Source organism: Trinickia sp. HAY1-2D, assembly GCF_056754935.1.
On sequence record NZ_JBPGWX010000001.1, the window covers coordinates 639,835 to 666,199 of the forward strand.

Sequence of the window (26,365 nt, forward strand, 5' to 3'; positions counted from 1 at the left end):
TTCAGATGGCCACAGCTGAAACGAGGAAGTCGGTGAATCGAAGTTCATCTGCGCAGCAACCCCGGGGCTTGCGCCGCACGTCAGTAGATCGAGTGCACGCACCACTCGCAACCCGACGCAAGCGAGCTGCGTTGTTGTTTCTGCTGCCCGCTTGCGCGATGTTCTGCCTCTATGTGATCTACCCGATCATCAGCAGCATCGTACTCAGTCTCTACAACTGGGACGGGATGAGTGACAAGGTCTTTGTCGGGCTTGCGAACTACCGTGAGCTGCTTCACACCGACACGTTCTATGTTGCATTGAAGAACAACGTCCTTTGGCTCGTGCTGTTTCTGCTGGCTCCTCCCATCGGACTCGTTTTTGCGCTCTATCTCAATCAGAGCGTGAAGGGTATGCGACTGATCAAGTCGCTGTTCTTTTCGCCGTTCGTGCTATCGGGGGTCGTGGTCGGACTGATCTTCAGCTGGTTCTACGATCCCGCGTTTGGATTGTTGAAGCTCATCGTGGGACATGGCATCCCGGTGCTGGGAGACGAGCGTTACGCCACGTTCGGTGTGATCGCGGCAGCGCTGTGGCCGCAAATCCCGTTCTGCATGCTGCTGTATCTCACCAACCTCACGAGCATTAATCCGGAAATCGTCGAGGCTGGCCGTATGGAGGGCGCAACGGGCTGGTCGCTTCTCTGGCATGTCGTACTGCCTCAACTGCGTCCCGCGACGTTCCTGTCCGTCGTGCTCACCCTTATCGGCGCGCTTCGAAGCTTCGACTTGATTGCGGTGATGACGGGAGGAGGGCCGTTCGACAGCTCGACTGTGCTGGCCTATTTCATGTACGACCAAGCCATCAAGTACTTCAGATTTGGCTATTCGGCGGCGATTGCGGTTGTGTTGTTCTTGATCATGCTGGTGTTCATCGTATACCAGCTGCGCCGGCTTCTTCACACCGACCGATAACAGAGGAAAAGGTTATGTATCCCACTCCGGTGAGCCGTTGGAGTCCGATGGGCCGCAGGGTTTATAAAACCTCGCTGCCCATCGCTCTCGTCATCTGGTTGCTTCCGTTGATTGCAGTCTTCATCACGTCGGTGCGCTCGACGGACGATCTGGTTCAAGGCAACTATTGGGGATGGCCCGAGCGGTTCGCGCTCGTAGAGAACTACCGGGCGGTACTGTTCAATTCGCCCATGCTGCATTACTTCATGAACAGTTGCCTGATCACCGTGCCTTCAGTTGTCGGATCCATTGCGCTTGCCGCAATGGCAGGTTTTGCGCTGGCGACGTATCTCTTCAAGGGTAACAGCAGCATCTTGGGAATCTTCGTGGCCGGCAACTTCGTTCCGATCCAGATTCTGATGATCCCCGTTCGTCAACTGACGCTTCACCTCGGATTATTCAACACGCTCGAAGGACTCGTGTTGTTTCACATTTCATTCCAGACGGGGTTTTGCACGTTGTTTCTACGAAACTTCATCAAGGAGCTTCCGTATGAGCTCGTCGAAGCAGCGCGCGTCGAAGGTGCCAACGAGTGGCAATTGTTTTACCGCATCATCCTGCCTCTGATCGCACCGGCTCTGGCGGCGCTTGCCATTCTCGTGTTCACGTTCGTATGGAACGACTACTTCTGGGCACTGTCCTTGACGCAAGGGGATGACGCAGCGCCGATCACGGTCGGGGTGGCCGCCCTCAAGGGGCAGTGGACCACCGCCTGGAATCTCGTCTCGGCGGGTTCGCTCCTCGCAGCTTTTCCGTCCATCGTTATTTTCTTCGCAATGCAGAAGCATTTCGTCGCCGGTCTGACATTCGGCGCCACGAAGGGCTGAGCGATCACACATTGACCATCGATGTGGGCATCGGGCCCGCAGGGCGCTGTGCGTCCCTAACGTTTACTCAATCAAAGGAATCTCTCCATGAAGGTGGGTGTCGATTATTACCCGGAGCATTGGGACGTTTCGCTGTGGGAGCAAGACGCGCGACAGATGCAGGAAGCCGGCATCACGATCGTTCGCCTGGCTGAGTTCGCATGGTCACGTCTCGAGCCCACGGAGGGCAAGTTCGATTTCGAATGGCTCGACCAGGCCATTGCCTTGCTGGCACGGCATGAAATAGACGTGGTGATCGGGACACCGACCGCGACGCCGCCGGTCTGGTTGACGCACAATTATCCCGACGTCCTTCCCGTGGATAACAAAGGAAATGCGGTTTTCGCAGGCGTACGCCTGCATCGCTGCTACAACAGCCCGTCGCTGCGCAAGTTTGGCGAGCGGATCATCGAGCAAATCACGCGGCGCTACGCATCGCATCCGGCCGTCATCGGTTGGCAAACCGACAACGAACTCGCGGCGAACGATTGCCATTGCGCGAACTGCACACGCTTGTTCCGTGGCTGGCTGCAGCGAAAATACGGCTCGTTGGATTCCCTGAATCGCGAGTGGGGAACCGTCGTCTGGAGCGGGGAATATAGCGACTGGGATCAGGTAACGACGCCGCTGGGTGGTTCGCCGTATCTCAACCCCTCGTTCCTGCTCGACTTTCGGCGGTTTTCTTCCGATGCGGTTGCCGAGTTCAACCGCTTTCAGGCAGCGCTGATCAGGAAGAACAGTCCTGGAAAGTTCGTGACGCACAATTTGTGGGGCTACCCGGTCACCGCCGACTACTACGATATGTTCGACAGCATGGACTTTGCGTCCGTCGACTACTATCCGGCGACAGACCTCCAGGACGACTCGAAGTCGAAGATGTATCACGGCGCACTGACGCTCGATCTGACGCGCGGCGTGAAACGCCAGAACTTCTGGGTCATGGAGCAGCTCAGCGGAACACCGGGATGCTGGTACCCGATGTCGCGTACGCCGTTTCCCGGCATGATCCGCGCTTACGCGTGGCAGAGCGTTTCCCGCGGTGCGGACACCATCGTCCAGTTTCGTTGGCGCTCGGCGCGTATTGGAGCAGAGCAATTCTGGCACGGGCTTCTGGATCACCACGGGCAGCCCGGGCGTCGCTTCGAAGAGTTCGTTCAATTCAGCACCGAGGCTGCAAAACTTGCCCCGCTGCTCGAGGGAACCGCGCTCAAGCACGATGTAGCCATGCTCTTTTCGCACGAGCAACTGAATGCCTTCCAGATACAACCGCAGGCCGATGGGTTCGACTACCTGGGAAATATCAAACGGCTTCATTCCGCATTGCTTCGAATGGGCGTTGGAACGGACGTCATCAACTGGCGAGAAGACTTCCAGGGTTACAAGTTCGTGATCGCGCCGATGCTGTATTTGATCGACGAGGAAATGGCCGGCAAGCTCAAGCGCTATGTCGAGAATGGAGGCACGCTCTTGCTGACCACGAGATCCGGGGTCAAGAACATGAACAACGTCTGCTTGCCGGACCGGCTGCCGAATCTGCTGACAGCACTCGCCGGCGCGTATGTCGACGAATACGATCCCGTGGGGAAGGACGCGCAGACGCTGAGTCTGGAGAGCGGCGAACGTCTCTCATGCGGTCAATGGTGCGACATCCTGACACCTGTCACAGCGGAAACAACGGCAACGTACTCGGGTGAATACTTTGCGGGGAAGGCGGCCGTGACGCGAAACGCGCACGGTAAGGGCGTGGTTTATTACATCGGTACGGTGCTGGACGAAAAAGCAAGCCAGGTCTTGATGCGTCGCATCGCGCGTGACGCAGGCATCGACTGCAGCCTCGAACTCCCTGATGGTGTGGAAGTCGCGATAAGACAGTCCGACGAGCGACGGTTGATCTTTGTACTGAATCTCTCGAAGGAGCCCAAGGAAGTGTCGATTCCGGTCCGCAATTGCGTAAGCGCGCTGTCGGGCGGCAGCTTTTCGAACGGCAACATGAAGCTCGCTCCGGGCGGCGTGGAAATACTCGTTCAAGTCCCCTCTTTGTGAGGGCCCTCGGCTCGCAACAGGGCTCGCATCGATGTCAATATCGAGCCGTGACGGTCAACGGCAATAAATATCACATTACGACATATATCGGGCATCTTGATCTAACGCAATGTTCCCCAACTCCGTCAAGGTAAGGTAAGGACACTCCCGCGGTTCAAATGCACGCGGTGACTCGGGACTCCGGGACGGAACGGGGAATCCGCATCGATACCTTTCCCGTTCGCCGCATCGCCATACGCGACGCGACACTGACATACCCATGTCATCGAACGAGAAAGGCGAGACCATGAAATTCAGAACATTGGAAAAACTCAGCGACGACGACATACCGAAAATTGCGCACGCAATCATTTCGGTCGATCCCGAGGCGAAGGTGGCGACAAATGTGCCGGGAAACACAGTGGACGTCGACTCGTGGCTGTTCGCCGAGGAATTCCTCGTTGCGTTCTACGATGCCGGGTATGACGTCCGAATAGCTCAACGCTAGCCAATGGTCCCGCTTCAACGAACCTTGCCGTCGGCTCTTCGATGCATAAGGTCGAGTCGAAGTCAGCATTAGCGCCCGCATAGCAGCGCCTTCATCCGTGATGCGACCAATTGACCCAGTTCGGTTCGGATATCGACCTCTGTGCTAAAACATACATATTTGATGAATGTTATCTTCCATTCCATTCTGGAGTATGAACATGTCTGCCTTCACAGCCCCTGCTGCCGTAATCGTCCTCGACGTCGGCACCGTTGATCCGAGCGAGCGCCATTCGATGGTGTTCGACACGTTTGCAAGACTGTCGCCCGGTCAGGCGCTCGAACTCGTATCGGACCACAATCCCGAACCGTTGCTCGAGGAGTTTGCTGCCGAGTTGCCGGACGGGTTCTGGTGGCAATGCGGAAAGGGACGCCCAGACCTGTGGCGCGTACTGATTGGCAAGCCGGCGACGGGGCTCGATTGATCGTGCCTATTCGCACGCCATGATGAACTCGATTAAAGCGCGCAGCGGACCTGGTCTCGATGCTCTTTGACGGGCGCTCACATCAGCCGTCGTACTTCTCCGCGAACGCGGCGGCATCGAGCGTGCGGAAGTCGGCCAATGCGGCATCGAGGCGCTCCCGGGGCCAGTCCCACCAGGCGATCCGCTGAAGGCGCTCCGCCGTGCGTTCGTCGACGCGCAGGCGCAACACGCGCGCCGGTACGCCAACGACGATCGCAAAGGGTGGAACGTCCTTTGTCACCACGGCACCGGAGCCGACGGCCGCTCCGTTGCCGATGCTCACTCCCGGCATGACGATCGCGCCGTGACCGAGCCACACATCATGGCCGATCTCGACGCGGTGCTGCGCGCGCCATTCGAAGATTTCGTCGTCGTCATCGAGCGAGAGTCCATACGATCGCGACCGATAGGTGAAATGATGAAGCGTGGCCCGCCACGTCGGGTGATTGGGCGGATTGATGCGCGCGCACGTGGCGATATTCACGAATTTGCCGATACGTGCATGCGCGATCTGGTTGTCTCCCATCGCGTAGCTGTAGTCGCCGAAGACCGCATCCGCCATTTGCGTGCGCGGGCCGAGATACGTATAGCAGCCGAACTCGCTCTTTCGAACGACTGCGGTCGGATCGATCCTGGGTTCATCGGACAATACCTCGCCGAGCGTCCAGGGGTCGACACCGCCCATTTTTTCGATGTACATGGCCTTGCCTCAGCAATGTTTCGAAGCGCGCCCTCTCAAGCGACCAGCGTTCGGAGATAGGCGGAAATCCGCTCGGCGCACGCGACGAGCACGAAAGTCACGATCAGCAGTAACGCGACCGTTTGATATTGAAACAGATTCATCGCCGTCAGCAACAGGAAACCGATACCACCGGCGCCGACAAAGCCCAATACGAGCGAGGATCGCAGGTTTTCATCGAAGCGGTACAGCGCGATGCCCAACAGCGAAGGAAGCACGCCCGGCACGACGGCGTGCGTGAACACCTGTATACGGCTCGCTCCCGTCAACGTCAGTGCTTCGACGGGACCCATATCCATATCCTCGATTACTTCCGCGAAGAGCCGTCCGAGCATGCCGACGGAATGGACCGCAAGCGCCAGCGCGCCCGGAAATGGCCCGAGGCCGACAGCGGTCACGAACAGCAACGCCCATACGAGGTCGGGCACGGCCCGCGCCACGCCAATGACCGCCCGCGCCGCGTAATAGAGCGGCTTGGCGGGCGTCAGATTCCGTGCTGCGAGAATAGCGAGCGGGAAGGCGAGCACGACGCCGAATACGGTGCCGAAAATCGCCAGATCGATCGTTTCCAGCACCGGAAGTAACGTCGGCTTGAACTGATCGAAGGCCGGGGGAAGGGCGCGCGAGATGATATCGGCCATCCCATGAGCACCCGTCACGAGGTCCTGGGGCCGCGCCTGCACGACGATCCACGCTTGAACGAAAAGCGCGGCGATCAGCACCACCGCGGCGATCGCACCGATCTGACGCGCCGGCGAGGGGCCGCCCGGCATCGGACCTTTGTATGTGGTGCTCATCATGCGTCCGCCTGGTAGAGCTCGGCAATCTCGCGCTGCGAGACCTCCGCCGCGGGCCGGTCGAACACCGTACGGCCACGACGCAGCCCGACGAGCCGGTCCGCGTAGCGCGTCGCAAGTTCGGGCTGATGCAGCACGCAGACCACGGCGAGGCCATCGTGGCTGGCTAGGCGACGCAGCAGCCGCATGACCTCGTCGGCGGCTTCAGGATCGAGACTCGCAACAGGCTCGTCCGCGAGCAGCACCTGCGGCGCCTGCGCAAGCGCCCGAGCAACGGCGACACGCTGAGCCTGACCGCCCGACAGCGTTCCAGCGCGCTGACCCGCAAGCTCGGCCAACCCCACCTCGGCGAGGTGACCCAGCGCCGGACCGACTTCTTCGCGGGGCACGCATCCAAGCGTCGTCGCAAGCGTGCGATGCCGGCCGAGCGTCCCGCAACAGACGTTGGCGAGCACGCTGCGGCGCCGCACCAGATTCGCATGCTGCGAGATCAGGGCAAGCGGCAGCCGCGCCTCGCGCAACGCCTTGCCCGAGAGCGACGTGAGATCGCGGCCCGCCACTTCGACGCTGCCGGCGCTAGGTCGGTTCATGCCAACCACGCACTTCATCAACGTCGACTTCCCGCTGCCGTTGCTGCCGAGCACGACGACCATCTCTCCCGCCTCGACCGACAGAGTCACGTCTCGAAGGACGACGTGCCCGTTCGGATACCGCATCGTCAGGTTGCGCACGGCCAGCGTCGCACCGCGGGCGCGTGCGCCCCCTCGCGGCGCCGTGCGATCGTGTGGCCGGCTGTGCGGCCCGAATGCCTCAGCGCCGGGCGCTCCGAGAATGGAGTTCACAGTTTTGCCAGGTCGACGTGCAGCGTCTTGACCAGATCGCGGATCTGATCGTAGGCGGCATCGTTTTGTACCGTGGTCCTGAGCGCCGGATTCTCGTTCGCCGCAAGGAACTTCTGATCGGCTTCCGGCAGTTCATGAAAATCGAGCGAACTCAGAATCTTCGCCAGACGCTGCTTGAACTCGGCGGGCAGGTTGCCGCGCACGGCGATGGGATCGAGCGGAATCGGCTCCGATTGCCAAAGCGTCACGTAGGCATTCTGGTCGAACTCGTTATGCAGCTTCGCGCTTGCGATTTCTTCGCTGTTGAGCTCGCCTGCCTGCACTTTGTGGTTGCGCAGCGCCTCGAACGACGCCGTATGGCTGCCCGCGTAAATCGCCTTGACGCCATGGTCCGGATCGATGCCGTTCTTGCTCAAGCCGTAGGCGGGGAAGAGGTGGCCCGACGTCGAGCTGGGATCCGAGTAGGCAAACGAGCGGCTCTTGATGTCAGCGAGGGACTTGATGCCCGAGCCCGGCCACGTCACGATCGACGCCGTATAGGTAGCCGGCTTGTTGTCCTCGCCCGCGAACGTTGCGACGGCTTCCGCGTGGGCGACCTGATGCGCGAGCACGTAACCGAGGGGGCCGAATTGACCGATTTCGAGCTTGTCGTTGCGCATCGCCTCGATTTCGGCGTTGTAGCTGGTCGCGACGAAAAGCTCTACTTTGCAGCCCAGTTTGTCGCCGATCAGCTTGGCAACGTCCTGATACACAGGCAGCAGGCGCTGCGAGGATTCGTACGGTTCGACGCCGAAACGCACGACGCCATTGTTGGGGCACGTTCCTTCGGCATGCGCATTGGCGGCAGCGAAGCTCGCGACGAGCGCGGCGGCAGCGGCAACTTTCAACAGCTTCATATCGTCCCTTTCCCCGAGTGGTGGTGTGTCGGTTGCGAATCGGTTAAACGCGGGCGGCACATCCATGCGTCGCGTCTGGCGCATTGTGGGATGGATAGATGATGAATTTGTGAAAAAGGTGTGCGCCGCTGCTGACCTGTCATCTTACGAATGGATATCCAGACGTCTAGACGTGTTTCAGGCGAGCGTGCCGCGCCGCACGCGAGCCGCAGGCCCTCTCATCGCGCCCCCTCGAAAGGAAAACGAGCGACGAGCACAAACGGCTGGGTAGGGCCGCACTCGGCGAAAACTGCCGCACCGTCGATCCGCAGGGGGCCTAGTTGCGGAATCTGTGCGTTCCACCAGTCAATCAGCATCTGCTGCTCGTTGGCATCTATCGGATCGCTGAGCGTCATATGAAAGCGAAATTCGTCGAGCACGAACGGATAGCCCCAGCGATCCAATAATTCGCGCTGCCGCTCCGTCAATCGACCGTTGAGCCGGCGTCGCCGCTCATTTTCGTTCGGCATCGCGCGTAAAGGCGCGAACTCGTGCAAGGCGTCAGCCGCAAGCGCCCGCATGGCGGCGCTGCCGTCAGCCGTTGCCGGACGGATGGCGACGAATCGTTCGAGCGCCGCCGCCTCCACGTGCAAATCAAACGGTTCCTGGCGGCGTGCCCACCCGTGCGCCACCCGAAAGACGTCCTCGAGCGCCGCACCGGCCACACACCGGGCCGGCGCCACCCACGTCCCATGCCAACCGTAGCGCTGCGGCGCCCGCGCGAGGCCGGGCACATCGCGCGAACGCGCGGCGAGCGCCGGCAGCACCGGTGGAACGAGCCTTTGTCCTGATTCGGGATCGCGTCCAAGCCAGCTGCAACCGATATCCCACCATGCCGAGCCGCGCGCTGGCGCGTAGTAAATCGCGAATCGGCTTTGCTCGGTCCACTCGCAAACCGTCTTCGAGCCATCGCTCATACGTTTTGCTCCACCAGAAGCTGTACCCGGTCCGCGGCGAAATAGGTAAAGCCGTACTTGATCGGCGTACCGTCTGCGTCGACATCGACGTTCTCGACCCACAGCACGGGCTGCTGCCTGTTGATATTGAGGCGGCGCGCCACTTCCGCGTCGGGCAGCGTACTGCCGATCCTGCTCCAGCGCCGAGCGTAGTCGATGACGTCGTATTCGGCGAGCGCGGCCGAGAAGCCGCCATTCGTTCGCTCCAGCGCCTGCGGCAATCCCGCGAAGCGCGCGGCCGGATACCAGGCAAGCGCGTACGTCAGCGGTACGCCATCCGCCGCATGCAGCGATTCGATCCGATACACGAGCGTTCCCGTGCGCAACCCCAGCGCCTTGGCAATCCTCGGCTCGGCTTTCACGGACGCGGACGAAAGCACCGTACCGCATGCCGAATGGCCCTGCTCGCGCAGATTTTCAGTGAACCGCGTGCGGCGCCCGATCGTATAGTCGATTGCGCCCGGTTGGACGAACGTACCGCGGCCCTGTTCGACGCTGACCAGCCCTTGCGCCGCCAACCCGAGCATTGCGCGCCGCACAGTATGGCGATTGACGCCGAAGCGCTTCGCGAGCTCGCCCTCGCTCGGCAAGCGCCCGTCTTCACCGAATCCGCTCGCGGCGATTTCCGAGGCCAGCGTCTGTTCGATCTGCCGCCATACCGCCACGCCGGCGCCGCGTTCCACCGCGCTTGCTGCAAAGGGCATGCCGCCCGGCTCGGTGACGCGTCCGTTGTTGCTGCGTTTCATCGTTGTGTCATTCCGATCGGTTCGAATGCTTTCGTGGCGATATGCTAGCATGCAGTTTATTGATCTAGTCGTCTAGACGACTAGATGTCATGAAGGCACGGGAATCGAGGATATGAAGGCATTATCTGCGGAAATCGCGCCGGAGCGTCGGTGCTGGCTGGCCGAGCTTGCCCGGGCACCGCGCGCCACGCTCGAATCGGCGCTCGTTGGGGTCTGCGGCGGGACTGGGCTACCGGCCTTCGATTGGCTGCGTGCTCCGCAAACGGGGCTTGCGATGGTGCGTGGGCGCATCGGCGGAACAGGCGATCCGTTCAACGTCGGCGAGACCACCGTCACGCGCGCCGTGCTGCGGCTGAAATCGCCCGATGGCGCCGTCGGCATTGCTTATCAATTGGGACGCGACAAACGTCGGGCGGAGCTCGCCGCGCTCGCCGATGCCATGCTGCAAACGCCGCACTGGCACGACGCGCTGCATTTGCGGCTGATCGAGCCGCTCGCTCGATCGCGTGACGACGCACGGCGTGAACGTGCCGCGAGCACGGCGTCGACCCGGGTCGACTTCTATACGATGGTGCGAGGGGAATGATGGCCGATAATCTTGCGTCGCTAGATACGCTCGTGCGTGGTTTTTCCGATCCCGTCCATCATGCGCAGGTTTCGTTTCGCATACTGCTCGACGTACTTGCGCGACCGGGCACGACTCGCTCGATCGACGTGGTGCTCGACGACGACGTGGATCGCCGGTGGCCGGCCGCAGCCTTCGCAGCTGTGCTGACGCTGGCGGACTTCTCGACACCCGTCTGGCTGCAACAGCCCGATGAAGCGCTCGCACAGGCCATTCGTTTTCACACGGGGGCGCCGCTCGTCGATGAATCGCGCGAAGCCGCATTTGCTTACATCTCGGACCCTGCAAAGATGCCGCCGCTCGACGGGTTCTCGCATGGCACACCGGAGGCGCCGCAGCATTCCGCGACGTTGCTGATTCGCGTCGCTGCGCTGGAAGGCGGGCGGCCACTGACGCTCACCGGGCCGGGAATCCAATCGGACATTCGCATTGCGCCCGTCGGCGTGGCCGACTCGTTCTGGCACGAACGCACGGCGCTGAGCGCACAAGCACCGTGCGGCATTGATTGCTATTTCTTTTGCGGACGGTCCGTCATCGGCGTACCCCGCACCACCCGAGTGGAGCTCAACTGATGTACGTTGCAGTCAAAGGTGGCGAACGCGCGATCGAGGCTTCGTGGCGTTTGCTCGACAAAGCACGGAGGGGCGATCCCGCCGAGCCGGAGTTGACGATCGCGCAGATTCGTCAGCAGATGCGGCTGGCCGTTGCGCGCGTCATGACGGAAGGCTCCGTCTACGACGAGGAACTCGCGGCGCTCGCGATCAAGCAAGCCGCTGGCGACCTCGTCGAAGCGATCTTTCTGCTACGTGCCTATCGCACTACATTGCAGCGTTTCGGCTACACGGTGCCGATCGAAACCGGGCGCATGGAGGTACAGCGCCGGATTTCGGCCACGTTCAAGGACGTTCCCGGCGGACAACTGTTGGGGCCGACCTACGACTACACACAGCGATTGCTCGACTTTTCGTTGTTGGCCGATGAGCCGGCACTTGAATCGGGCGATGAGTGCGCATCGCCTCGGGCATCGCTGCAAGCGGCGGCGAACGCATCGGACGAGCAGCCAACCGTGGACGAGGCATCGGCGGCTGCGATGCCGCGCGTCGTGGCGTTGCTCGATGCAGAGGGGCTCATCGAGCAGGAACAGCCTTCGGAGAACGCGGAGGCTCCTGTCGACCTGGCAGTCGAACCGCTGCTGATGCCGGCCGAACGTGCGGTGCGACTGCAGAACCTCGCCCGTGCCGACGAAGGCTTCCTGCTATCGATGGGGTACTCGACGCAACGCGGATACGCACGCAACCACCCGTTCGCGGGAGAAATCCGCAACGGCCTCGTGGCCGTCGAGATGGAGATTCCAGAGCTCGGCGTCGCCGTCGAACTCGGGGACATCGAAGTGACCGAATGCCAGATGATCAATCAGTTCTCGGGTACGCAAAAGGCCCCGCCGAGCTTTACCCAGGGGTACGGCATGGCTTTCGGGCACTCGGAGCGCAAAGCAATGGCAATGTCGCTCGTCGACCGCGCACTGCGCGCCGAGGAGTTGGGCGAAGCGGTGACGGCACCCGCGCAAGACCCCGAGTTCGTGCTTTATCACAGCGATAACGTGGAGGCCTCGGGCTTCGTGCAACATCTGAAGTTGCCGCACTATGTCGATTTCCAAGCCGAACTCGAATTGGTGCGGCGCCTGCGGGCCGCGCATCGAACGGCACAGCAGGCCGGGGCAGGGGAGGACACCGTATGAACGCGCCGCACGAAGCCTATCCGGCGAACGCCGCGAACGCAGTGAACGAGGCGGCCGAAGGCTACAACTTCGCCTATCTCGACGAGCAGACAAAGCGGATGATACGCCGGGCGCTGCTGAAGGCGATCGCGATTCCGGGCCATCAGATACCGTTCGGCTCGCGGGAAATGCCGCTTCCGTACGGGTGGGGTACAGGTGGAATTCAGGTGACGGCGGCGATCATCGGCCGCGACGACACGCTCAAAGTCATCGATCAGGGTTCGGACGATACGACCAACGCCGTCAATATCCGACGATTTTTCGCCCGTACGGCCGGGATCCGGACCACGACGCGCACCGTCGAAGCCACGATCGTTCAAACGCGTCACCGCATTCCGGAAACACCGCTGAGCGATCGGCAGATTCTCGTATATCAAGTGCCGATGCCCGAGCCGCTTTACCGGCTCGAGCCGCGGCTCGCGGAGTGCAGCAAGCTGCATGCACTCTCCGAGTATGGGCTCATGAACGTCAAGCTCTATGAGGATATCGTGCGCCACGGGAGTATTGCCACGACGTATGACTACCCTGTTATCGTCAACGATCGCTATTTGGCGGCGCCATCGCCCATTCCCAAGTTCGACAATCCGAAGATGCACATGAACCCCGCGCTGCAGCTATTCGGTGCAGGCCGGGAGCGCAGGATCTACGCCATCCCCCCCTATACCCGCGTGCGCAGCCTCGACTTCGAAGACTATCCGTTCGAGGTGCAACGATGGGAGCACGCCTGTGAAATATGCGGCTCGCGCGAAAGCTTTCTCGACGAGATGATCGTCGATGACAAAGGCAAGCGAATGTTCATCTGTTCCGATAGCGACTACTGCCAGCAGCAGGTCGCCAAACGCGAAACGGACAGCGCACCCGTGGCCGAGCCCGAGGGAGCGCGCTCATGACACCGCTATTGAGCGCGCGAGGTCTGACGACGTACTACGGCGAACGGCCGGGCTGCGAAGACGTGAGCTTCGATCTCTATCCCGGCGAAGTACTGTGCGTGGTGGGCGAGTCGGGCTCTGGCAAGACGACCTTGTTGAATACGATTGCGTTGCGCCTGCGCGCGGCGTCGGGCCGCGTGACGTACACGTCGGCCCAGGGCGAGTCGCTGGAACTGTTCACGCTCAGCGAGGCGCGCCAACGCCATCTGATGCGTACCGAATGGGGGTTCGTCGAACAGAATCCGCGCGACGGCTTGCGCATGACCGTATCGGCCGGAGCGAACATCGGCGAACCGATGATGGCCGTCGGTGCGCGTCATTTCGGGAAAATCCGTGAGACATCGTCGAACTGGATGCGGCGCGTGGAACTCGATGCCGGACGCATCGACGATCTGCCGACCTCGTTTTCGGGTGGCATGCAGCAGCGTCTGCAGATCGCGCGCAATCTGGTGACCGGTCCGCGGCTGGTGTTGATGGACGAGCCCACTGCGGGCCTCGATGTCTCGGTGCAGGCGCGCCTGCTCGATCTGCTGCGCACGCTGACGGCACAGCTGCATCTGGCCTGTGTGATCGTGACACACGACATCGGCGTCGCGCGCTTGCTCGCGCATCGGCTGATGGTGATGCAAGCAGGCCGCGTCGTTGAGACGGGGCTGACCGATCAAGTGCTCGACGACCCGCAGCACCCTTATACGCAATTGCTCGTGTCGTCGGTGCTGCCTGCCTAGGGGCCTGTTCACGCGACGAATCGCGCGCCGCATGGCGCGCCTTGAAAGAAGAGGGGACGTTCGAATGAGCGATGAACGAATCGATAGGCGCTTTGTCGACGATGAAGCGTTGATGCTGCGTGCACGCGGTTTGGCCAAGACGTTCGTGCTGCACACACAAGGCGGCCAGGTCATTGCGGCGCTGCGCGGCGTCGATCTCGATCTGCGGCGCGGCGAGTGCGTCGCACTCGTCGGTCCGTCGGGCGCCGGAAAAAGCACGCTGCTGCGTTGCCTCTATGGAAACTATTTGGCAAGCGCCGGATCCATTGAGTTACGCGACGAAACCCGCGAGCACCGGTACATCGTCCTGACTGGTGCGAGCCCTCACGAACTGCTGCGGGTTCGCCGCGACGTGATCGGCTACGTGAGCCAGTTTCTTCGCGCGATTCCTCGCGTGCCGGCGCTCGAACTCGTCGCCGAGCCGCTGATCGCGCGCGGCGTCGACGGTGATGAGGCTAGGCAGCGTGCGAAACTATGGCTCGCCCGCCTGGGCATCCCGGCGCGGCTCTGGAACTTGGCTCCGGCGACATTCTCAGGAGGCGAGCAGCAGCGTGTGAACATTGCGCGCGGCCTGATTGCCGAGCACCCTGTGTTGCTGCTCGATGAGCCCACCGCATCGCTCGACGCGTCGAACCGCGCAGTCGTTGCCGAGGTCGTCGCCGAAGCACGCCGGCGCGGCGCCGCGATTGTCGGTATCTTCCACGACGAGGCCACGCGCGCGCAGGTCTGCACGCGGCAGCACGAGTTGGAGCCTCGGTCGGTGCTCGCGGCCGCCTGACGCACATCGGGGGGGCGCCGACAGTCGATCAGCGGTGCGAATGAACGCCGCGTATAGCGGATACGGAGCAACCTATGTTGATCAGGAATGCGCGGATCGTTACGCGCGACGAGGAATTCATCGGCGTGGTGCGGGTCGAGAATGGCCTCGTGGTGGATGTTGCAGCCGGTACGACGAGCGTGCCGGAGGCGGACGATTGGCGGGGGACTATCTGCTGCCTGGCTTCGTCGAACTGCACACCGACAATCTCGAGAAGCATCTCGCGCCGCGTCCGGGCGTCACATGGAACGTCGATGCGGCGTTCGTCATCCACGACGCACAGATCGCTGCGGCCGGCATCACGACGGTGTTCGATTCGCTCGCGATCGGTTCGCGCACCGATGCGGGGCTACGCGGCAGCCAGGTCCATCGCGATGCGGTATCCGCGCTCGATCGCCTTGCGGCGCACGATTTCCTGCGTGCGCAGCACTACCTGCATTTGCGCTGCGAGGTCGGCACGGAAGACGTCGTCGATCTTTTCGAGGAATTCGGCAGTCATCGGCTCGTCGAACTCGCTTCGGTGATGGACCACACACCGGGTCAGCGGCAGTGGAGCGATCCGGCAAAGTGGCGTCAGTACCAGGAGCGCAACGGGAAGTGGAGCGATGAAAAGGCTCAAGCCGCGTTGATCGAACTGTCCGATCTGCAGGCGCGCTACGCGCAAACGCATCGGCGTCGCATCGTCGATCGCTGCAAGGCGCTCGGCATCTCGATGGCAAGCCATGACGATACGCTCGTCGAGCACGTGGAAGAGGCCGTGCGCGACGGCATTGCGATCGCGGAGTTTCCGACGACGATGGCGGCCGCCCGGACGGCGCGGCGGCACGGTCAGGTCACGGTGATGGGAGCGCCCAACATCGTGCGCGGCGGATCGCACTCGGGCAACGTGTCGGCGCTCGAGCTTGCGAAGGAGGGCCTGCTCGATATCCTGTCGTCCGATTACGTTCCGTCGAGCCTCATGATGGCGGCGTTTCAACTGGTGCGGGAGGCGGGGTGGTCGCTACCGCGTGCGATCGCTACCGTATCGAGCGCACCCGCCCAGGCCGTTGGGCTTGACGATAGGGGAGCGATTGAAATCGGACTGCGGGCCGATATGGTGCGCGTGGGCCTAAGCGATGCCTTTCCCGTACCGCGGGCGACCTATGTGCGTGGGGTGCGAGTAGCGTAGGATGGACACAGCGGGCCACCGATGAGGTACGCTTGCGAAAGTTCGAATCAGCCCGCCGGTGCTTCCCATGTTGATCAATTGCGTCGTCTATCAAGACGGCAAAAAGCTCGCCGACATTCACGTCGATGACATCAGCGTCTATCTCGCCAAACCTGAGTGCTTCGTTTGGGTGGCGCTGAAGGATCCGGACGCCGTCGAACTCGAAATCATGAAACACGAGTTCGGTTTGCACGAGCTCGCGCTCGAGGACGTGCGCCATGGGCATCAGCGTCCGAAGATCGAAGAGTATGGAGACTCGCTGTTCGCCGTGCTGCATACGATCGAAACAGGTGACGACGACGAACTGCTGGTCGGCGAGGTCGATGTATTCGTCGGGCCCAACTATGTGCTTTCCGTGCGCAACCGGACGCGTCTCGGCTTCCAGGATGTCCGTACGCGTTGCGAGCACGAGCCGCATTTGCTGAAGGAGGGCTCGGCCTTCGTGCTGTATGCGCTCATCGACAATATCGTCGATCGTTATTTTCCGGTGCTCGAGGCATTGGGTGCGAAGCTCGAGGAGATCGAAGACCGGATCTTCGAAAAGCACAGTCTCGCGGCATCGCGCGCGATCATCGAAGACCTGTATTTGCTCAAGCGCAAGCTCGTCACCTTACAGCATCACATCGCTCCATTGCTGGAGGGCGTCAGCAAGCTGTCGGGCGGCCGCATTCCGCGCATCTGCCTCGGAATGAGCACGTATTTTCGCGATGTCTCCGATCACCTGGAGCGCATCGTCAGGACGATTGAAGGCCGCCGGGAAATGATCGTGACTGCGATCCAGGTCAACCTCGGCATAATCTCGCTGGCCGAGAACGAGGTCACGAAACGGCTCGGGGCGTTTGCGGCGCTATTTGCCGTGCCGACGATGATCGCGGGTATCTATGGGATGAATTTTCAGAGCATTCCCGAGCTGCATTATGCGTACGGGTATCCGGTTTGTCTCGCGGCGATGCTCGGAATCGACATTTTTCTTTGGTGGCGGTTCAAGGCCGCGGGGTGGCTGTGACTTACCAGCCGTAAAAACGCGGCCACGTTTGAACAGTGCCGTCGGAACGGATGGCCTGATAAGCGGGATGCTGCGCACCTGTGGATGCAACCGCCTAGTTAGAGAATTCGCTTCGGTAAGCAAAAAGCCCAGGAACACCACCGGTCATCACGAACAGAATATCTTGTCCTGCAAGATAGCTTCCGCTGGTGGCGTTTTCCACAAGCCCCGCGAAGGCCTTTCCCCATAGACGGGGTCGAGCAGGAGGCCTTCCGTCGATGCCAGCAGGCGAACCCGCTGTGCGCATACTGTCGGGCGGGCCGACCTCGAGCGTCATCTTCACGGCGTCATCGATCGCAGCGTCCCGAAATCCTCGAAGAATCGAGGCTCTCTCGCGCAAATCTCGGGCGACCAGGATCTGAACTAAATCGCCGTCACACGCAGCATTTCCTCTCACTTGGCGTCGTTGTACACGGTCGCGCGCGATACGCCCAGATGTTGGGCGACCGTCTCCATCGATCGTCGCAAATCGAGGTATCCCTCGTCTCTAAGGGCTTGCATCAGAGTCCTTCGTTGATCAGTGCGCAGCGCCTGCGGCGTCGTCGCGAGAGCGACCGCGAATCGATCGATTCGCTCACGCAGCGACTCTGCGCTCGATGGGTCCAGCGATTCTTTGACCACATCAGTCTTGAGCGTAGAAAACTGTTCCAGCAGGTGGGTGACGCTGCGGAACAGCGTCACATCGACGTTCAGGCAGAGCGCGGCGATGTAATGCCCGTCCGAATCCTTTATGCCAATTGATGTGCTCTTGGCCTGCCGGCCATCCGCGAAACGATTCGCGTAATTCGCGAGGACTTGCGGGTACTTGGCATCGGCAATCCGTGCCAGACCGAGTTCGGTCGCAGGATCGCCCACCTGCCGCCCAGACAGGTTGTTGTGGATCGCAAGGATCGCGTTTTTCGGATGAAGGAGGTCGTGAACCACCACCTCCGTAAATGGCGCAAGCGTTTCGCCCAATCCCGCTGCGATGTGCTTGACCTGATCGAGGATTGTCTGCTGCTCGCGGGTGAGTTTGCTCTTAGCCATTGGATGATTCATCTACATTTTTTCACATTGTATAGGCTCTTGGCGCCCGAAGCGAAACCCGCTGGGACGCACGAACAGCGTCAAGCGTTGCAAAGCGCAAGCGCTGAACCCGTCCCCGATTATGGGAATGTTCATTCGTCGCGATCCGGGGAAGCGCTGTACATTGCTCGGCATGTCTACGTTGATATTTCGTCCATGATTGGACATACTGTATAGTTTTAACCGTCCGATGGGGAAAACGAACGACCATGCCGACAGACGCAAACCTTCTCCTGCTCGACCGTGACGTTGTGGAACCTGCTCTGCAAGCGGAGCAGGTCATGGCAGCGGTTCGCGAAGCATTTATCCTTCACAGCCGGCGAGCCGGACGAGTCTTTCCTGTCGTGCGCGAGAAGTTGCATACGGGTGGGGTGTTCGGCATCAAGTCCGGCGATGTGGCATGCCAGAATCTTCTCGGTTTCAAGGCGGCCGGCTTCTGGCCGGGCAACCGTGGCGTTGGCGGTGAGCCTCATCAAGCGACCGTTGCGCTGTTCGATCCTTCGACGGGGCGACCGCTCTGCATAATGGACGGTAATGCAATCACCACTGCGCGGACCGGCGCCGCCGGTGGTCTGGGGCTGCAACAGCTCGCGCGACGCGAAAGTACGCGGATCTGCATCTTCGGTACCGGGGTTCAGGCGAGCGTCCAGCTTCAGTACGCGCTGAAGCTACTACCTCAGCACTGTACGGTCCAATATGTGACCGTCACCGGCGAGGCCGAGCCCGCTTTCGAAGCGAGATTTCGGGACCGGTGCGCCATCAGCGTGGCAATGGACCGCAACGATGCCGTAGCCAACAGCGATGTGGTCATCACCGCGACGCCTGGAAGTGGCGCGTTGTTCGAAGCAGAAGCGGTTCAACCCGGAACGCACCTGACATGTGTGGGTGCCGACACGGCTGGCAAGCGCGAACTGCCTGATGGTGTGTTGGCGCGTGCGCGCATTTTCGTCGATGATGAGGTTCAGGCACGCAGCATCGGCGAATGCCAGTGGGCACCGTCGTTGCCATGCACGGAAATAGGCGACATCCTTTCTGGCACAAGCTCGTTCCAGCGGTCTCCGAGCGACATCACTGTGTTCGATATGACGGGCCTCGCTCTACAGGATCTCACGGTCGCGCGCTTCCTCTATGAGCACGCCACGGAGCAACAGCTAGGGACGTCCGTTGCATGGCCTTGGTGAATCAAATCTACTTTCGAGTCTGACATGACTACTTTCGAGCTTCCGACCTACGCTGACGTTGAGGCGGCTGCCTCCCGGATCGCCGGCGTCGCACATCGCACCCCGGTTCAAACCTCACGGACGCTAAACGAAATGACCGGCGCGGAAGTGTTCTTCAAGTGTGAGAACTTCCAACGCATGGGCGCTTTCAAGTTTCGCGGGGCGTTCAATGCGCTTTCGAAATTTTCGCCCGAACAGCGCAAAGCCGGCGTGGTCGCGTTCTCCTCGGGCAACCATGCCCAAGGGATTGCACTGTCTGCGAAGATTCTCAACATCCCTGCGACCATTGTGATGCCACATGATGCGCCCGCAGCGAAGGTGGCGGCGACGAAGGGATATGGGGCGAACGTGGTTGTGTACGACCGCTACACCGAGGATCGCGAAGCGATTGGCCGGCGTCTCGCAGACGAACACGGCCTCACGCTGATTCCGCCCTACGATCACCCGGACATCCTTTCGGGGCAGGGTACTGCCGCCAGGGAGCTCTTTGAAGACGTCGGTGCGCTCGACTATCTGTTTGTGCCGTTGGGCGGTGGCGGTCTGCTGTCAGGTAGCGCGCTATCGACCCGTGCTCTGGCGCCGCAATGTGTCTTGTACGGCGTCGAACCGGAAGCAGGTAATGATGGTCAGCAATCGTTCCGGAGTGGCGAAATCGTTCATATCGAGACGCCGAAAACCATTGCGGACGGCGCACAGACCCAGCACCTCGGACACTACACGTTCGGTATCATCAAACGCGATGTGAACGACATTTTGACGGCACCCGACTCCGATCTGGTGAGCGCCATGAAGTTCTTCGCTGCCCGCATGAAGATGGTCGTGGAACCGACCGGATGCCTCGGGCTCGCTGCTGCCTTGAATATGAAGGACTCTCTCAAAGGAAAGCGCGTCGGCGTTCTCATCAGCGGTGGCAACATCGACCTCGAACGTTTCTGTGCGGTGGCGGCGGCGTAAGCACGATGACGCCCATATTTGACAAGCTGGTTGCTTTGCTCGAAGCCGAAGCAGCCCGGTTCCGCGTCTGCGAGCATCCACCCGAGGGACGGTCGGACCTGGTCGCAGCGATTCGCGGGACCGAGCCGGGGCAGGGTGCGAAGGCAATGCTCTGCAAGTGCAAAGACGACGACCGCACGCTGGTCCTCGCGGTTCTTCCGGGCGACAGGAAACTGGACTTCAAGCGGGTAGCGGCGGCAGCAGGGGGCAAGAAAGCAACGCTTGCCTCGCCCGAAGAAGCGCAACGAGAGACGAGGTGCGTCATTGGTGCAATTCCTCCTTTCTCGTTCTCGTCAAACATCAAACTGATCGTTGACCCCGAGCTGGTCGAGCGCTTTGACGAGATCGCGTTCAACGCCGGACGGCTCGATCGCTCGATGGTGTTGGATTCGGTCGATTATGTCCGGATTGCCAAGCCGCTTCTGCGATCCCTATGCGTCTAGGCAAAGTATCAGCCATCTCGTTTGATCTGGACGATACGCTCTGGTCCTTCAGGGCGGCAGTCGAGCGTGCCGAAGCGGTCCTTCACGCCTGGTTGCTCGAAAAAGCGCGAGGAACTGCAGTTACGCTGCCGAGCTGGCGGGCGCTTGGAGCGCTGCGCGACCAGTACGAACGCTCGCGCCCCGACTTGGCGGCCAACTACCGAGCCTTACGCCTCGGCTCCATTCGGCTTGCCTTGGAGTTAGCGAGGGAAGACGTCGCCCTGGCGGAAGCCGCATACACCGTCTTTTATTCCGCCCGGCAGAAAGTCGAGTTCTATGAGGACGTTTGGCCAGCGTTGACCTGGCTTAGCGCAAGGTTTCCGCTCGTGGCAGTGACGAACGGAAACGCTGACCTCCGGCTAACCGGTTGTTCCGGGTTTTTCCGTGCACTCTTGACTGCCGATGCGTTCGGTTATGCGAAACCTGATGGCAGCATCTTTTTAGAGGCTGCCAAAATCGTTGGGGTGCAGCCCGAGGCGCTACTGCATGTCGGGGATGACTTCGATCTCGATGTTCTCGGGTCTCTGAATGCGGGCCTCCAGGCAGCCTGGATTGTTCGGCATGGTTTTTCCGAGGCGAAAGCCGCAACCCACAAGGCTTCGCGTTGGCATCTGAGGATTCGGGATCTGTCGATGCTGTGCCGAGCGTTGGGTGGCCCTCAGTCACTCGCTTCGGCAACGGATCGCTGACATCTTCCAACTGCGACGCGGCCGTTCGAGTGCCAACCCTATCCTATATTTGACATAATCTAAATTATCAACTTTTCGAGTGTTAGAACCAAGCAGATGGAATGGTCGCCTCCCGCCTTAGCGGCACATCTGTCGCGGCAGTCGCGCAAACGGATCGTGCGACAGTGCTGTTTCCGGTACTACGTCGACCAAGGAGCTATCCAAATGGAGCCCACGACCATTGCAATCGATCTGGCCAAGCGCGTCTTCCAGGTCCACTACGTTGATCCTCAGACCGGCGTCATTCATAACAAGGCGTTTAAACGCGCGCAGTTGGTACCGTTCTTTGCGAATCGGCCTGCGACGCGTGTGGTCATGGAGGCCTGCGGTAGCGCCCATCACTGGGCTAGGCAGTTTGTCAGGCTCGGCCACGACGTGCGGCCGTTCGTCAAATCAAACAAGAATGATGCGGCCGATGCCGCAGCGATCTGGGAAGCGTAACAGCGTCCCGGCATGCGCTTCGTGGCCATCAAAACTGCGGATCGGCAAGCCATGCTGGCGCTGCACCGAATGCGGCGGCAACTCGTTCGGATTCGCGTGATGCAGGTCAACCAGCTCCGCGGGCTGCTCTACGAATCCGGTGTTGTGTTGCCACCAGCCTCCACGATCCCCGGGGCTGTTCACGTTGGTTGGCGCCGGTGTCCGGGCCATTTACGGGTTGAATTTTTACTTCGATTGACAAACGCGCGCCGCCACGCTTGGATTTCTGGCCAGTCTCCTTCTGAAGCCTCTTCCGATGCGGGCGTCTACGTCCCTCTGGGTTGAACGAAATTGCATTATCTGGAGCGGCCGGCGTTCTTCCGTTCTTCGAGCGACTTCAAATAGACCTGGGCGTTTCCATAGACACCGGCTATGTTGCGCAAGTCCTCATGGGTCTGCGCCAATCCCGCTTCCTTCAGATCGTCGAACCGTTCGAGAAGTGCGATCAAATCTTTCATCTTGTACTCATTGACTCGAGGGGAATCCGGCACCGAGAACCTCAACAGGGCGTCAGTCGTCAAAAGGTTGCTGTTGCCAACGGCGGCAATAATTCGCTCATGAGAAAAACCGCGTTCGTCGAGGCGGCTATATAGCGGCAGCGCTTGCTGCAACACATGAGCGCCATCGCCGCAACTTGCCATGCGTTCGATGCTCGACATTGGAAAACCGATCGCGCGAAGCGGCTGGCAAAGATTCCATGCTTCGCGCAACGCCTCGTCGCCGCCTCGGCTACGGGCAATGTTCACGATTGCGCTCGGCGAGAATCCGGCGTCTTTCAGCTCGACGTAATTGTTCCGGACTGCCTCCAGTGCTTTCCCGCCGCCGTCTTTCGCAATTGATGCAATGGCGCTTTCGCCGAGATTATAGGGAGGCGCAGTCAACGCGGTAGTCATTTCCTGCAGCAGTTCGTCGGACGGCGCCTCAATCGGCGCGCGTCGCCTACGCACTCCGGGGTCCTTCCAAGCATGCGGGTTCGGTATGGCAAAGCCATACCGTTTCCGATCCTTTGCTTGCACCTTGTCTAGCCAGTCCAGTTCTTTACGCGCCTTTCCGCTCCGGGCCATCTTGATTAATGTCACGCCTGCGATGTTGCGATCTCCGAGCTGGTCGCGGCGCTCGAGCAGCATCACGAGATCCTTCAGCACGTTGTCCCCCGCTGGATCTTCGATCAAGGCAAACAGCTCCTTCATCGCGTGCTCGTCTTGTCGATGGCTATAGTGAATAGCGGTGATCGCGGTGTCGCTTGAAAAGCCTCGCCCCACCAGTGCGTTATAGAGTCTCAGCGCATTGCTCAACGCATAAGCGCCCTCGTCCGTGCGAGCCAACTGCACGACTTCGAACGATGGAAAGCCCACATCCACGAGCGACTGATAGTGCTTGTAAATTTCGCGCAGCGCAGCCACCCCGTCTTTCCCGCTGGCAATGGCGACGATGTCGATTGTCGGCAACCTGAGCATAACGCTGAGTTCAGGGTAATACCGTTTCACGGCCTCGAGCGCCTCTGCTCCGCCGGCCTGAGCGATCCGCGTCACATCTCTTTCTTCGAAGCCGTACGGCGCCTGCATCAGCTCGGCCGATATCTCCTGAATCCGTTCCGCAGAGGTCTCGGAACCGGGCTTGCGGCGGCGCGACGCCTGTTCGCTCTTCCAAGCGTGCGGGTCCCATCTGAACGAACCCATCCGCTTGCTGGACTTGTCCCTCCATGCCAGTTCTTTGGCACCTTTGCCGCTCTTTGCCAACTCGATCAACTTCTGGGAAGTCCACCCGCTACCGTATTGAGTCAATTCGGCGTGGCGTTCGAACAGCGCCACAAGATCTCGAAGAATCGGCTCCTGCGACGGATCTTCCATTGCAGCGACCATCTCGTCCAATGCCGCAGCACCTTGTTTCCCTTCGATAACGCTGTTAACGCTGTAATGGATCGCGGTGACGATGGTGTCATCGGGAATGCCGAGATTCGACAGGTGGCCGCTGAGCAAAAGTGCGTTTTGCAGCGTTTGAGCGCCGTGTCCAAAAGCAGCCAACCGGACTATTTCATGCGGCGGGAAGCCCGCCAGACTCAACGGACGGTAAAGGTCGCAAGTTTCTTGCAACGCCTCGGCGCCGCCCTCCTTGGCTGCGATACGCACGACGTCCTTATTGCCGAGTTCGTTCGCGTAAAGATCGGCGCAGCACCGTCTCACAGCTTCCAAAGCTGCTTGGCCGCCTTTTGCCTGGATTTCGGCCACGTCATCTGCGCTAAAGCCATACGACGCCTCGGTCAATATCGTCGATATCGGCCCAGCCGAACCGGACGGCACCAATGCCTCATTAACGCCAGGCGTCAGCCGGCGAGCGCCCGTTGCCGACACAGGCGGCTGACCAGCAGATGCATCGGCAGTCGATCCGCTCGTCGTCGCTTCGGCATTGCGTCCGCCGTCGGGGCGGCTCTGGGCGAATCGAGACGAGCGCGCCGATGCCGCGTCTGACGATTGGGCAGGGCCTTGGTCGCTGAAGCCGAACCGGTGGCCGCCAGACGGACGATGTTCGCCCTCCGCCCTGCTCGTCGGCATGCCGGACAAAACACCGAGTACCGGACGCGATGTGGCTACAGCACCGGCTCCCGTGGAGCCGGTCGTCGCCGACGGGTTAGACGTCGGCCTCGTTGAATCAGTGCCATTAGGACTCGTGGGCCGAGACAGCGATCGAAATTCGGTAGGCAAGAGACACGCACCTTCGAGTTCATTACGAAAGACTATGCCGGCAGCCGTATGCTGAATCGGATTGGCTATGCGAAGCGCTGACCGGCTACGCGAAGTCTTAGCGCGTGGAACGGCACTTCAACGTCCGCCATGCAGCAGCGCCAACGTAAACGTCGTATGCGGCAACATGAGGGCGAATCGGTGCCGGGTGGTCTTATACGGAAAGAGGAGCTTGTCCAGCAGGATCCGCCGGCATCGCAGGGCGGTTTGGGCGCATTCTGGCGGGGTTTTGACCTGCTGGAGATCGTCAGGACTGACACCATGAGCATGCGCGAGCTGGACCGGTTCAAGGTGATTCAAAGCCTCGCGGACGGCGTGCTCCAGCTGTGGCGTGCGGCTGAGCACCTTGCGCATCAGTCGACACTAGAATGATTGTCAGTTACCCGTGGAATTTTGAACCTCACCGAGTCTAGACGCCCCGCTATCCATAATTCGACGAGCGAGCGCTCTGGCGAGATCTGCTTGAGGCGCAGGGCGAGCCGCTTAAATCTGCGACCATCGGATTCGCGAAACAGGGACATGGCCAGTTGCTGACCATGTTGCGAGACAGCCGCCAGGATCAGTTCGCGCAATTTCACACTGTCACGCCGCTTGGGTCGAAAGCCTTTCTACCTCAGTTTGACGTTCGCCATGAGGTAGCGGAGCGGTGGCTGATTCGCATCGTGCCGACGGGTGAATCAAGGGGCTTCGACGCTTGAACGCAAACTTCCAGAGCCATTGCCGATAGCCGTACACCACATATCCGCCGGTGTGTCGCTGATAGTCTTCCGAACACCTGAGATAGACGATGCCCAGTCCGTACCACGGGACCCCTGGAACGTGGTGATGAACCGCATGAAAATTGTTGTTGAGGAACAGCAATCGCCACGGCAACGCCGCGAGATTGATGACGGTTCTACAAGCCGGATCGGGATGATAGCGATGCTCCCGGAACGAACGGATCGATGCAATGCACAAGGCGGGGTAGCCGACGCCCCCGATAAACTGTAGCGCGGGAATGCCACAAGCCGTTTTGAGCCAAGCAACGAGCTTGGCGAGCATGAGCAGATGGACGATCCATATCGATGCCTCGCCAAAATCGCCGTTGGCGATTCTGTGCCAGCTGTCTCGCGCACTCGATACGATGCCAAAAGCCGGCCCGATCAGAACGTGACCCACGAAGGTCGTGCGAAAGGCAAGCAGCATCCGCAGGAGCTTATTGGCCTGCTGCCAATCGCTTGCGGTTACGAAAAGGGTTTCCGGGTCGCGTTTCGGATCGGTTAATTCCGACGCTGCGTGATGTGCGAGATGCGAGCGTCGATACGTGGCATAGGGAAACCAAACTGCGAGCGGCGCAAAGCCAAGTAGCCCGTTGATCCAGGCAATGCGGGTGGGATGCCCATGAATCAACTCGTGCTGCAGGGACAGGTACCACGCGCTGATGACCGAAAGCAGCGAAACGGTGGCAGGCAAACCCAATCTGCGTGCATGGAGCGCGGTGCCGAACCATGCGCTATAGATAACTCCGATAAGGAGCCAAGTTGGCCACTCGGTTCGCCATGTCCATGATCTACGGAGCGCGTGAAGCATGTTGCGCTGGATGTC

Annotated in this window: 26 protein-coding genes and 2 pseudogenes; 19 read left to right on the forward strand and 9 right to left on the reverse strand. The window is 60.6% G+C overall.

The features are described from left to right. Positions 1-5 precede the first annotated feature (5 nt). From ACR9ZC_RS02810 to ACR9ZC_RS02830, 5 genes are all read left to right on the forward strand, one after another. Complete coding sequence (locus ACR9ZC_RS02810; RefSeq protein ID WP_481579031.1) at positions 6-953, forward strand: carbohydrate ABC transporter permease; 948 nt, start codon at positions 6-8, stop codon at positions 951-953. A gap of 14 nt (positions 954-967) precedes the next feature. Then, the gene (locus tag ACR9ZC_RS02815; RefSeq protein WP_481579032.1) at positions 968-1,819 is read left to right on the forward strand and encodes a carbohydrate ABC transporter permease; all 852 of its coding nucleotides are present in this window, start codon (positions 968-970) and stop codon (positions 1,817-1,819) included. A gap of 87 nt (positions 1,820-1,906) precedes the next feature. Beyond that, a complete protein-coding gene (locus tag ACR9ZC_RS02820; RefSeq protein WP_481579033.1) occupies positions 1,907-3,901 on the forward strand; it encodes a beta-galactosidase in 1,995 nt (664 codons plus the stop codon). A 286-nt stretch (positions 3,902-4,187) separates the two neighbouring features. Next, the gene (locus tag ACR9ZC_RS02825) at positions 4,188-4,388 is read left to right on the forward strand and encodes a copper chaperone (protein ID WP_481579034.1); all 201 of its coding nucleotides are present in this window, start codon (positions 4,188-4,190) and stop codon (positions 4,386-4,388) included. A 199-nt stretch (positions 4,389-4,587) separates the two neighbouring features. Then, a complete protein-coding gene (locus ACR9ZC_RS02830) occupies positions 4,588-4,851 on the forward strand; it encodes a DUF2249 domain-containing protein (RefSeq protein ID WP_481579035.1) in 264 nt (87 codons plus the stop codon). A gap of 82 nt (positions 4,852-4,933) precedes the next feature. Here ACR9ZC_RS02830 and ACR9ZC_RS02835 read toward each other — a convergent pair whose 3' ends face one another. The 6 genes from ACR9ZC_RS02835 to phnF all read right to left on the reverse strand — a co-directional run bounded on the left by ACR9ZC_RS02835 (position 4,934) and on the right by phnF (position 9,863). Continuing rightward, complete coding sequence (locus tag ACR9ZC_RS02835; protein ID WP_481579036.1) at positions 4,934-5,590, reverse strand: DapH/DapD/GlmU-related protein; 657 nt, start codon at positions 5,588-5,590, stop codon at positions 4,934-4,936. A 35-nt stretch (positions 5,591-5,625) separates the two neighbouring features. Next, positions 5,626-6,429 carry a phosphonate ABC transporter, permease protein PhnE gene (gene phnE / locus ACR9ZC_RS02840; RefSeq protein ID WP_331568131.1) on the reverse strand — a complete coding sequence of 268 codons (804 nt, stop codon included), beginning with the start codon at positions 6,427-6,429 and terminating at the stop codon, positions 5,626-5,628. Beyond that, positions 6,426-7,268 (reverse strand): phosphonate ABC transporter ATP-binding protein, encoded by an 843-nt coding sequence (gene phnC, locus ACR9ZC_RS02845; RefSeq protein ID WP_481579037.1) that lies wholly within the window; start codon positions 7,266-7,268, stop codon positions 6,426-6,428. The genes phnE and phnC overlap by 4 nt, the downstream gene beginning before the upstream one ends. After that, positions 7,265-8,164 (reverse strand): phosphate/phosphite/phosphonate ABC transporter substrate-binding protein, encoded by a 900-nt coding sequence (locus ACR9ZC_RS02850; protein WP_331568129.1) that lies wholly within the window; start codon positions 8,162-8,164, stop codon positions 7,265-7,267. Before ACR9ZC_RS02850 ends, phnC begins: the two co-directional genes overlap by 4 nt. Before the next feature lie 218 nt (positions 8,165-8,382). Then, positions 8,383-9,120 carry a DUF1045 domain-containing protein gene (locus ACR9ZC_RS02855; protein ID WP_481579038.1) on the reverse strand — a complete coding sequence of 246 codons (738 nt, stop codon included), beginning with the start codon at positions 9,118-9,120 and terminating at the stop codon, positions 8,383-8,385. Further along, entirely contained in the window at positions 9,117-9,863 is a 747-nt protein-coding gene (gene phnF, locus ACR9ZC_RS02860; protein ID WP_481579702.1) for a phosphonate metabolism transcriptional regulator PhnF, read from the reverse strand. The genes ACR9ZC_RS02855 and phnF overlap by 4 nt, the downstream gene beginning before the upstream one ends. A 154-nt stretch (positions 9,864-10,017) precedes the next feature. Here phnF and phnG point away from each other — a divergent pair, with 154 nt between their 5' ends. The 8 genes and pseudogenes from phnG to ACR9ZC_RS02900 all read left to right on the forward strand — a co-directional run bounded on the left by phnG (position 10,018) and on the right by ACR9ZC_RS02900 (position 17,033). Continuing rightward, positions 10,018-10,491 (forward strand): phosphonate C-P lyase system protein PhnG, encoded by a 474-nt coding sequence (gene phnG / locus ACR9ZC_RS02865; protein WP_481579039.1) that lies wholly within the window; start codon positions 10,018-10,020, stop codon positions 10,489-10,491. Continuing rightward, positions 10,488-11,102 (forward strand): phosphonate C-P lyase system protein PhnH, encoded by a 615-nt coding sequence (phnH, locus tag ACR9ZC_RS02870; protein ID WP_481579040.1) that lies wholly within the window; start codon positions 10,488-10,490, stop codon positions 11,100-11,102. Before phnG ends, phnH begins: the two co-directional genes overlap by 4 nt. Then, complete coding sequence (locus ACR9ZC_RS02875; RefSeq protein WP_481579041.1) at positions 11,102-12,268, forward strand: carbon-phosphorus lyase complex subunit; 1,167 nt, start codon at positions 11,102-11,104, stop codon at positions 12,266-12,268. The genes phnH and ACR9ZC_RS02875 overlap by 1 nt, the downstream gene beginning before the upstream one ends. Next, positions 12,265-13,197, forward strand: a complete 933-nt coding sequence (locus tag ACR9ZC_RS02880; protein ID WP_481579042.1) for an alpha-D-ribose 1-methylphosphonate 5-phosphate C-P-lyase PhnJ — start codon at positions 12,265-12,267, stop codon at positions 13,195-13,197. The genes ACR9ZC_RS02875 and ACR9ZC_RS02880 overlap by 4 nt, the downstream gene beginning before the upstream one ends. Next, entirely contained in the window at positions 13,194-13,964 is a 771-nt protein-coding gene (phnK, locus tag ACR9ZC_RS02885) for a phosphonate C-P lyase system protein PhnK (protein ID WP_331568124.1), read from the forward strand. Before ACR9ZC_RS02880 ends, phnK begins: the two co-directional genes overlap by 4 nt. Positions 13,965-14,028: 64 nt before the next feature. Beyond that, positions 14,029-14,781, forward strand: a complete 753-nt coding sequence (gene phnL / locus ACR9ZC_RS02890; RefSeq protein ID WP_481579043.1) for a phosphonate C-P lyase system protein PhnL — start codon at positions 14,029-14,031, stop codon at positions 14,779-14,781. 74 nt (positions 14,782-14,855) lie between these two features. Beyond that, positions 14,856-15,988, forward strand: a pseudogene (locus ACR9ZC_RS02895) (alpha-D-ribose 1-methylphosphonate 5-triphosphate diphosphatase). A gap of 67 nt (positions 15,989-16,055) precedes the next feature. Next, on the forward strand, positions 16,056-17,033 hold the full coding sequence (locus ACR9ZC_RS02900) for a magnesium and cobalt transport protein CorA (RefSeq protein WP_481579044.1): 978 nt from the start codon (positions 16,056-16,058) through the stop codon (positions 17,031-17,033). Positions 17,034-17,465: 432 nt separating this feature from the next. On the opposite strand, the gene ACR9ZC_RS02905 is transcribed toward ACR9ZC_RS02900, so the two are convergent. Then, positions 17,466-18,098: a helix-turn-helix transcriptional regulator gene (locus ACR9ZC_RS02905; RefSeq protein ID WP_481579703.1), complete on the reverse strand. Its 633-nt coding sequence runs from the start codon at positions 18,096-18,098 to the stop codon at positions 17,466-17,468. A gap of 248 nt (positions 18,099-18,346) precedes the next feature. Here ACR9ZC_RS02905 and ACR9ZC_RS02910 point away from each other — a divergent pair, with 248 nt between their 5' ends. The 5 genes and pseudogenes from ACR9ZC_RS02910 to ACR9ZC_RS02930 form a co-directional block, all read left to right on the forward strand. Then, positions 18,347-19,318, forward strand: coding sequence for an ornithine cyclodeaminase family protein (locus tag ACR9ZC_RS02910; protein WP_481579045.1), 972 nt, complete (start codon positions 18,347-18,349; stop codon positions 19,316-19,318). Between the two features lie 24 nt (positions 19,319-19,342). Then, positions 19,343-20,311: a threo-3-hydroxy-L-aspartate ammonia-lyase gene (locus tag ACR9ZC_RS02915; protein WP_481579046.1), complete on the forward strand. Its 969-nt coding sequence runs from the start codon at positions 19,343-19,345 to the stop codon at positions 20,309-20,311. Positions 20,312-20,316: 5 nt separating this feature from the next. Further along, positions 20,317-20,793 (forward strand): YbaK/prolyl-tRNA synthetase associated domain-containing protein, encoded by a 477-nt coding sequence (locus ACR9ZC_RS02920; RefSeq protein WP_481579047.1) that lies wholly within the window; start codon positions 20,317-20,319, stop codon positions 20,791-20,793. Continuing rightward, positions 20,784-21,521, forward strand: a complete 738-nt coding sequence (locus ACR9ZC_RS02925; protein ID WP_481579048.1) for an HAD family hydrolase — start codon at positions 20,784-20,786, stop codon at positions 21,519-21,521. The genes ACR9ZC_RS02920 and ACR9ZC_RS02925 overlap by 10 nt, the downstream gene beginning before the upstream one ends. A gap of 204 nt (positions 21,522-21,725) precedes the next feature. Beyond that, positions 21,726-22,154 (forward strand): annotated as a pseudogene (locus tag ACR9ZC_RS02930) (IS110 family RNA-guided transposase); the annotation flags it as partial. A 182-nt stretch (positions 22,155-22,336) separates the two neighbouring features. On the opposite strand, the gene ACR9ZC_RS02935 reads toward ACR9ZC_RS02930, so the two are convergent. After that, the gene (locus ACR9ZC_RS02935; protein WP_481579049.1) at positions 22,337-24,592 is read right to left on the reverse strand and encodes a hypothetical protein; all 2,256 of its coding nucleotides are present in this window, start codon (positions 24,590-24,592) and stop codon (positions 22,337-22,339) included. Positions 24,593-24,871: 279 nt separating this feature from the next. On the opposite strand from ACR9ZC_RS02935, the gene ACR9ZC_RS02940 reads away from it, so the two are divergent. Next, positions 24,872-25,153 (forward strand): hypothetical protein, encoded by a 282-nt coding sequence (locus ACR9ZC_RS02940; protein WP_481579746.1) that lies wholly within the window; start codon positions 24,872-24,874, stop codon positions 25,151-25,153. A gap of 210 nt (positions 25,154-25,363) precedes the next feature. Here ACR9ZC_RS02940 and ACR9ZC_RS02945 read toward each other — a convergent pair whose 3' ends face one another. Beyond that, on the reverse strand, positions 25,364-26,233 hold the full coding sequence (locus ACR9ZC_RS02945) for a fatty acid desaturase (protein WP_481579050.1): 870 nt from the start codon (positions 26,231-26,233) through the stop codon (positions 25,364-25,366). Between the last annotated feature and the right edge of the window lie 132 nt (positions 26,234-26,365).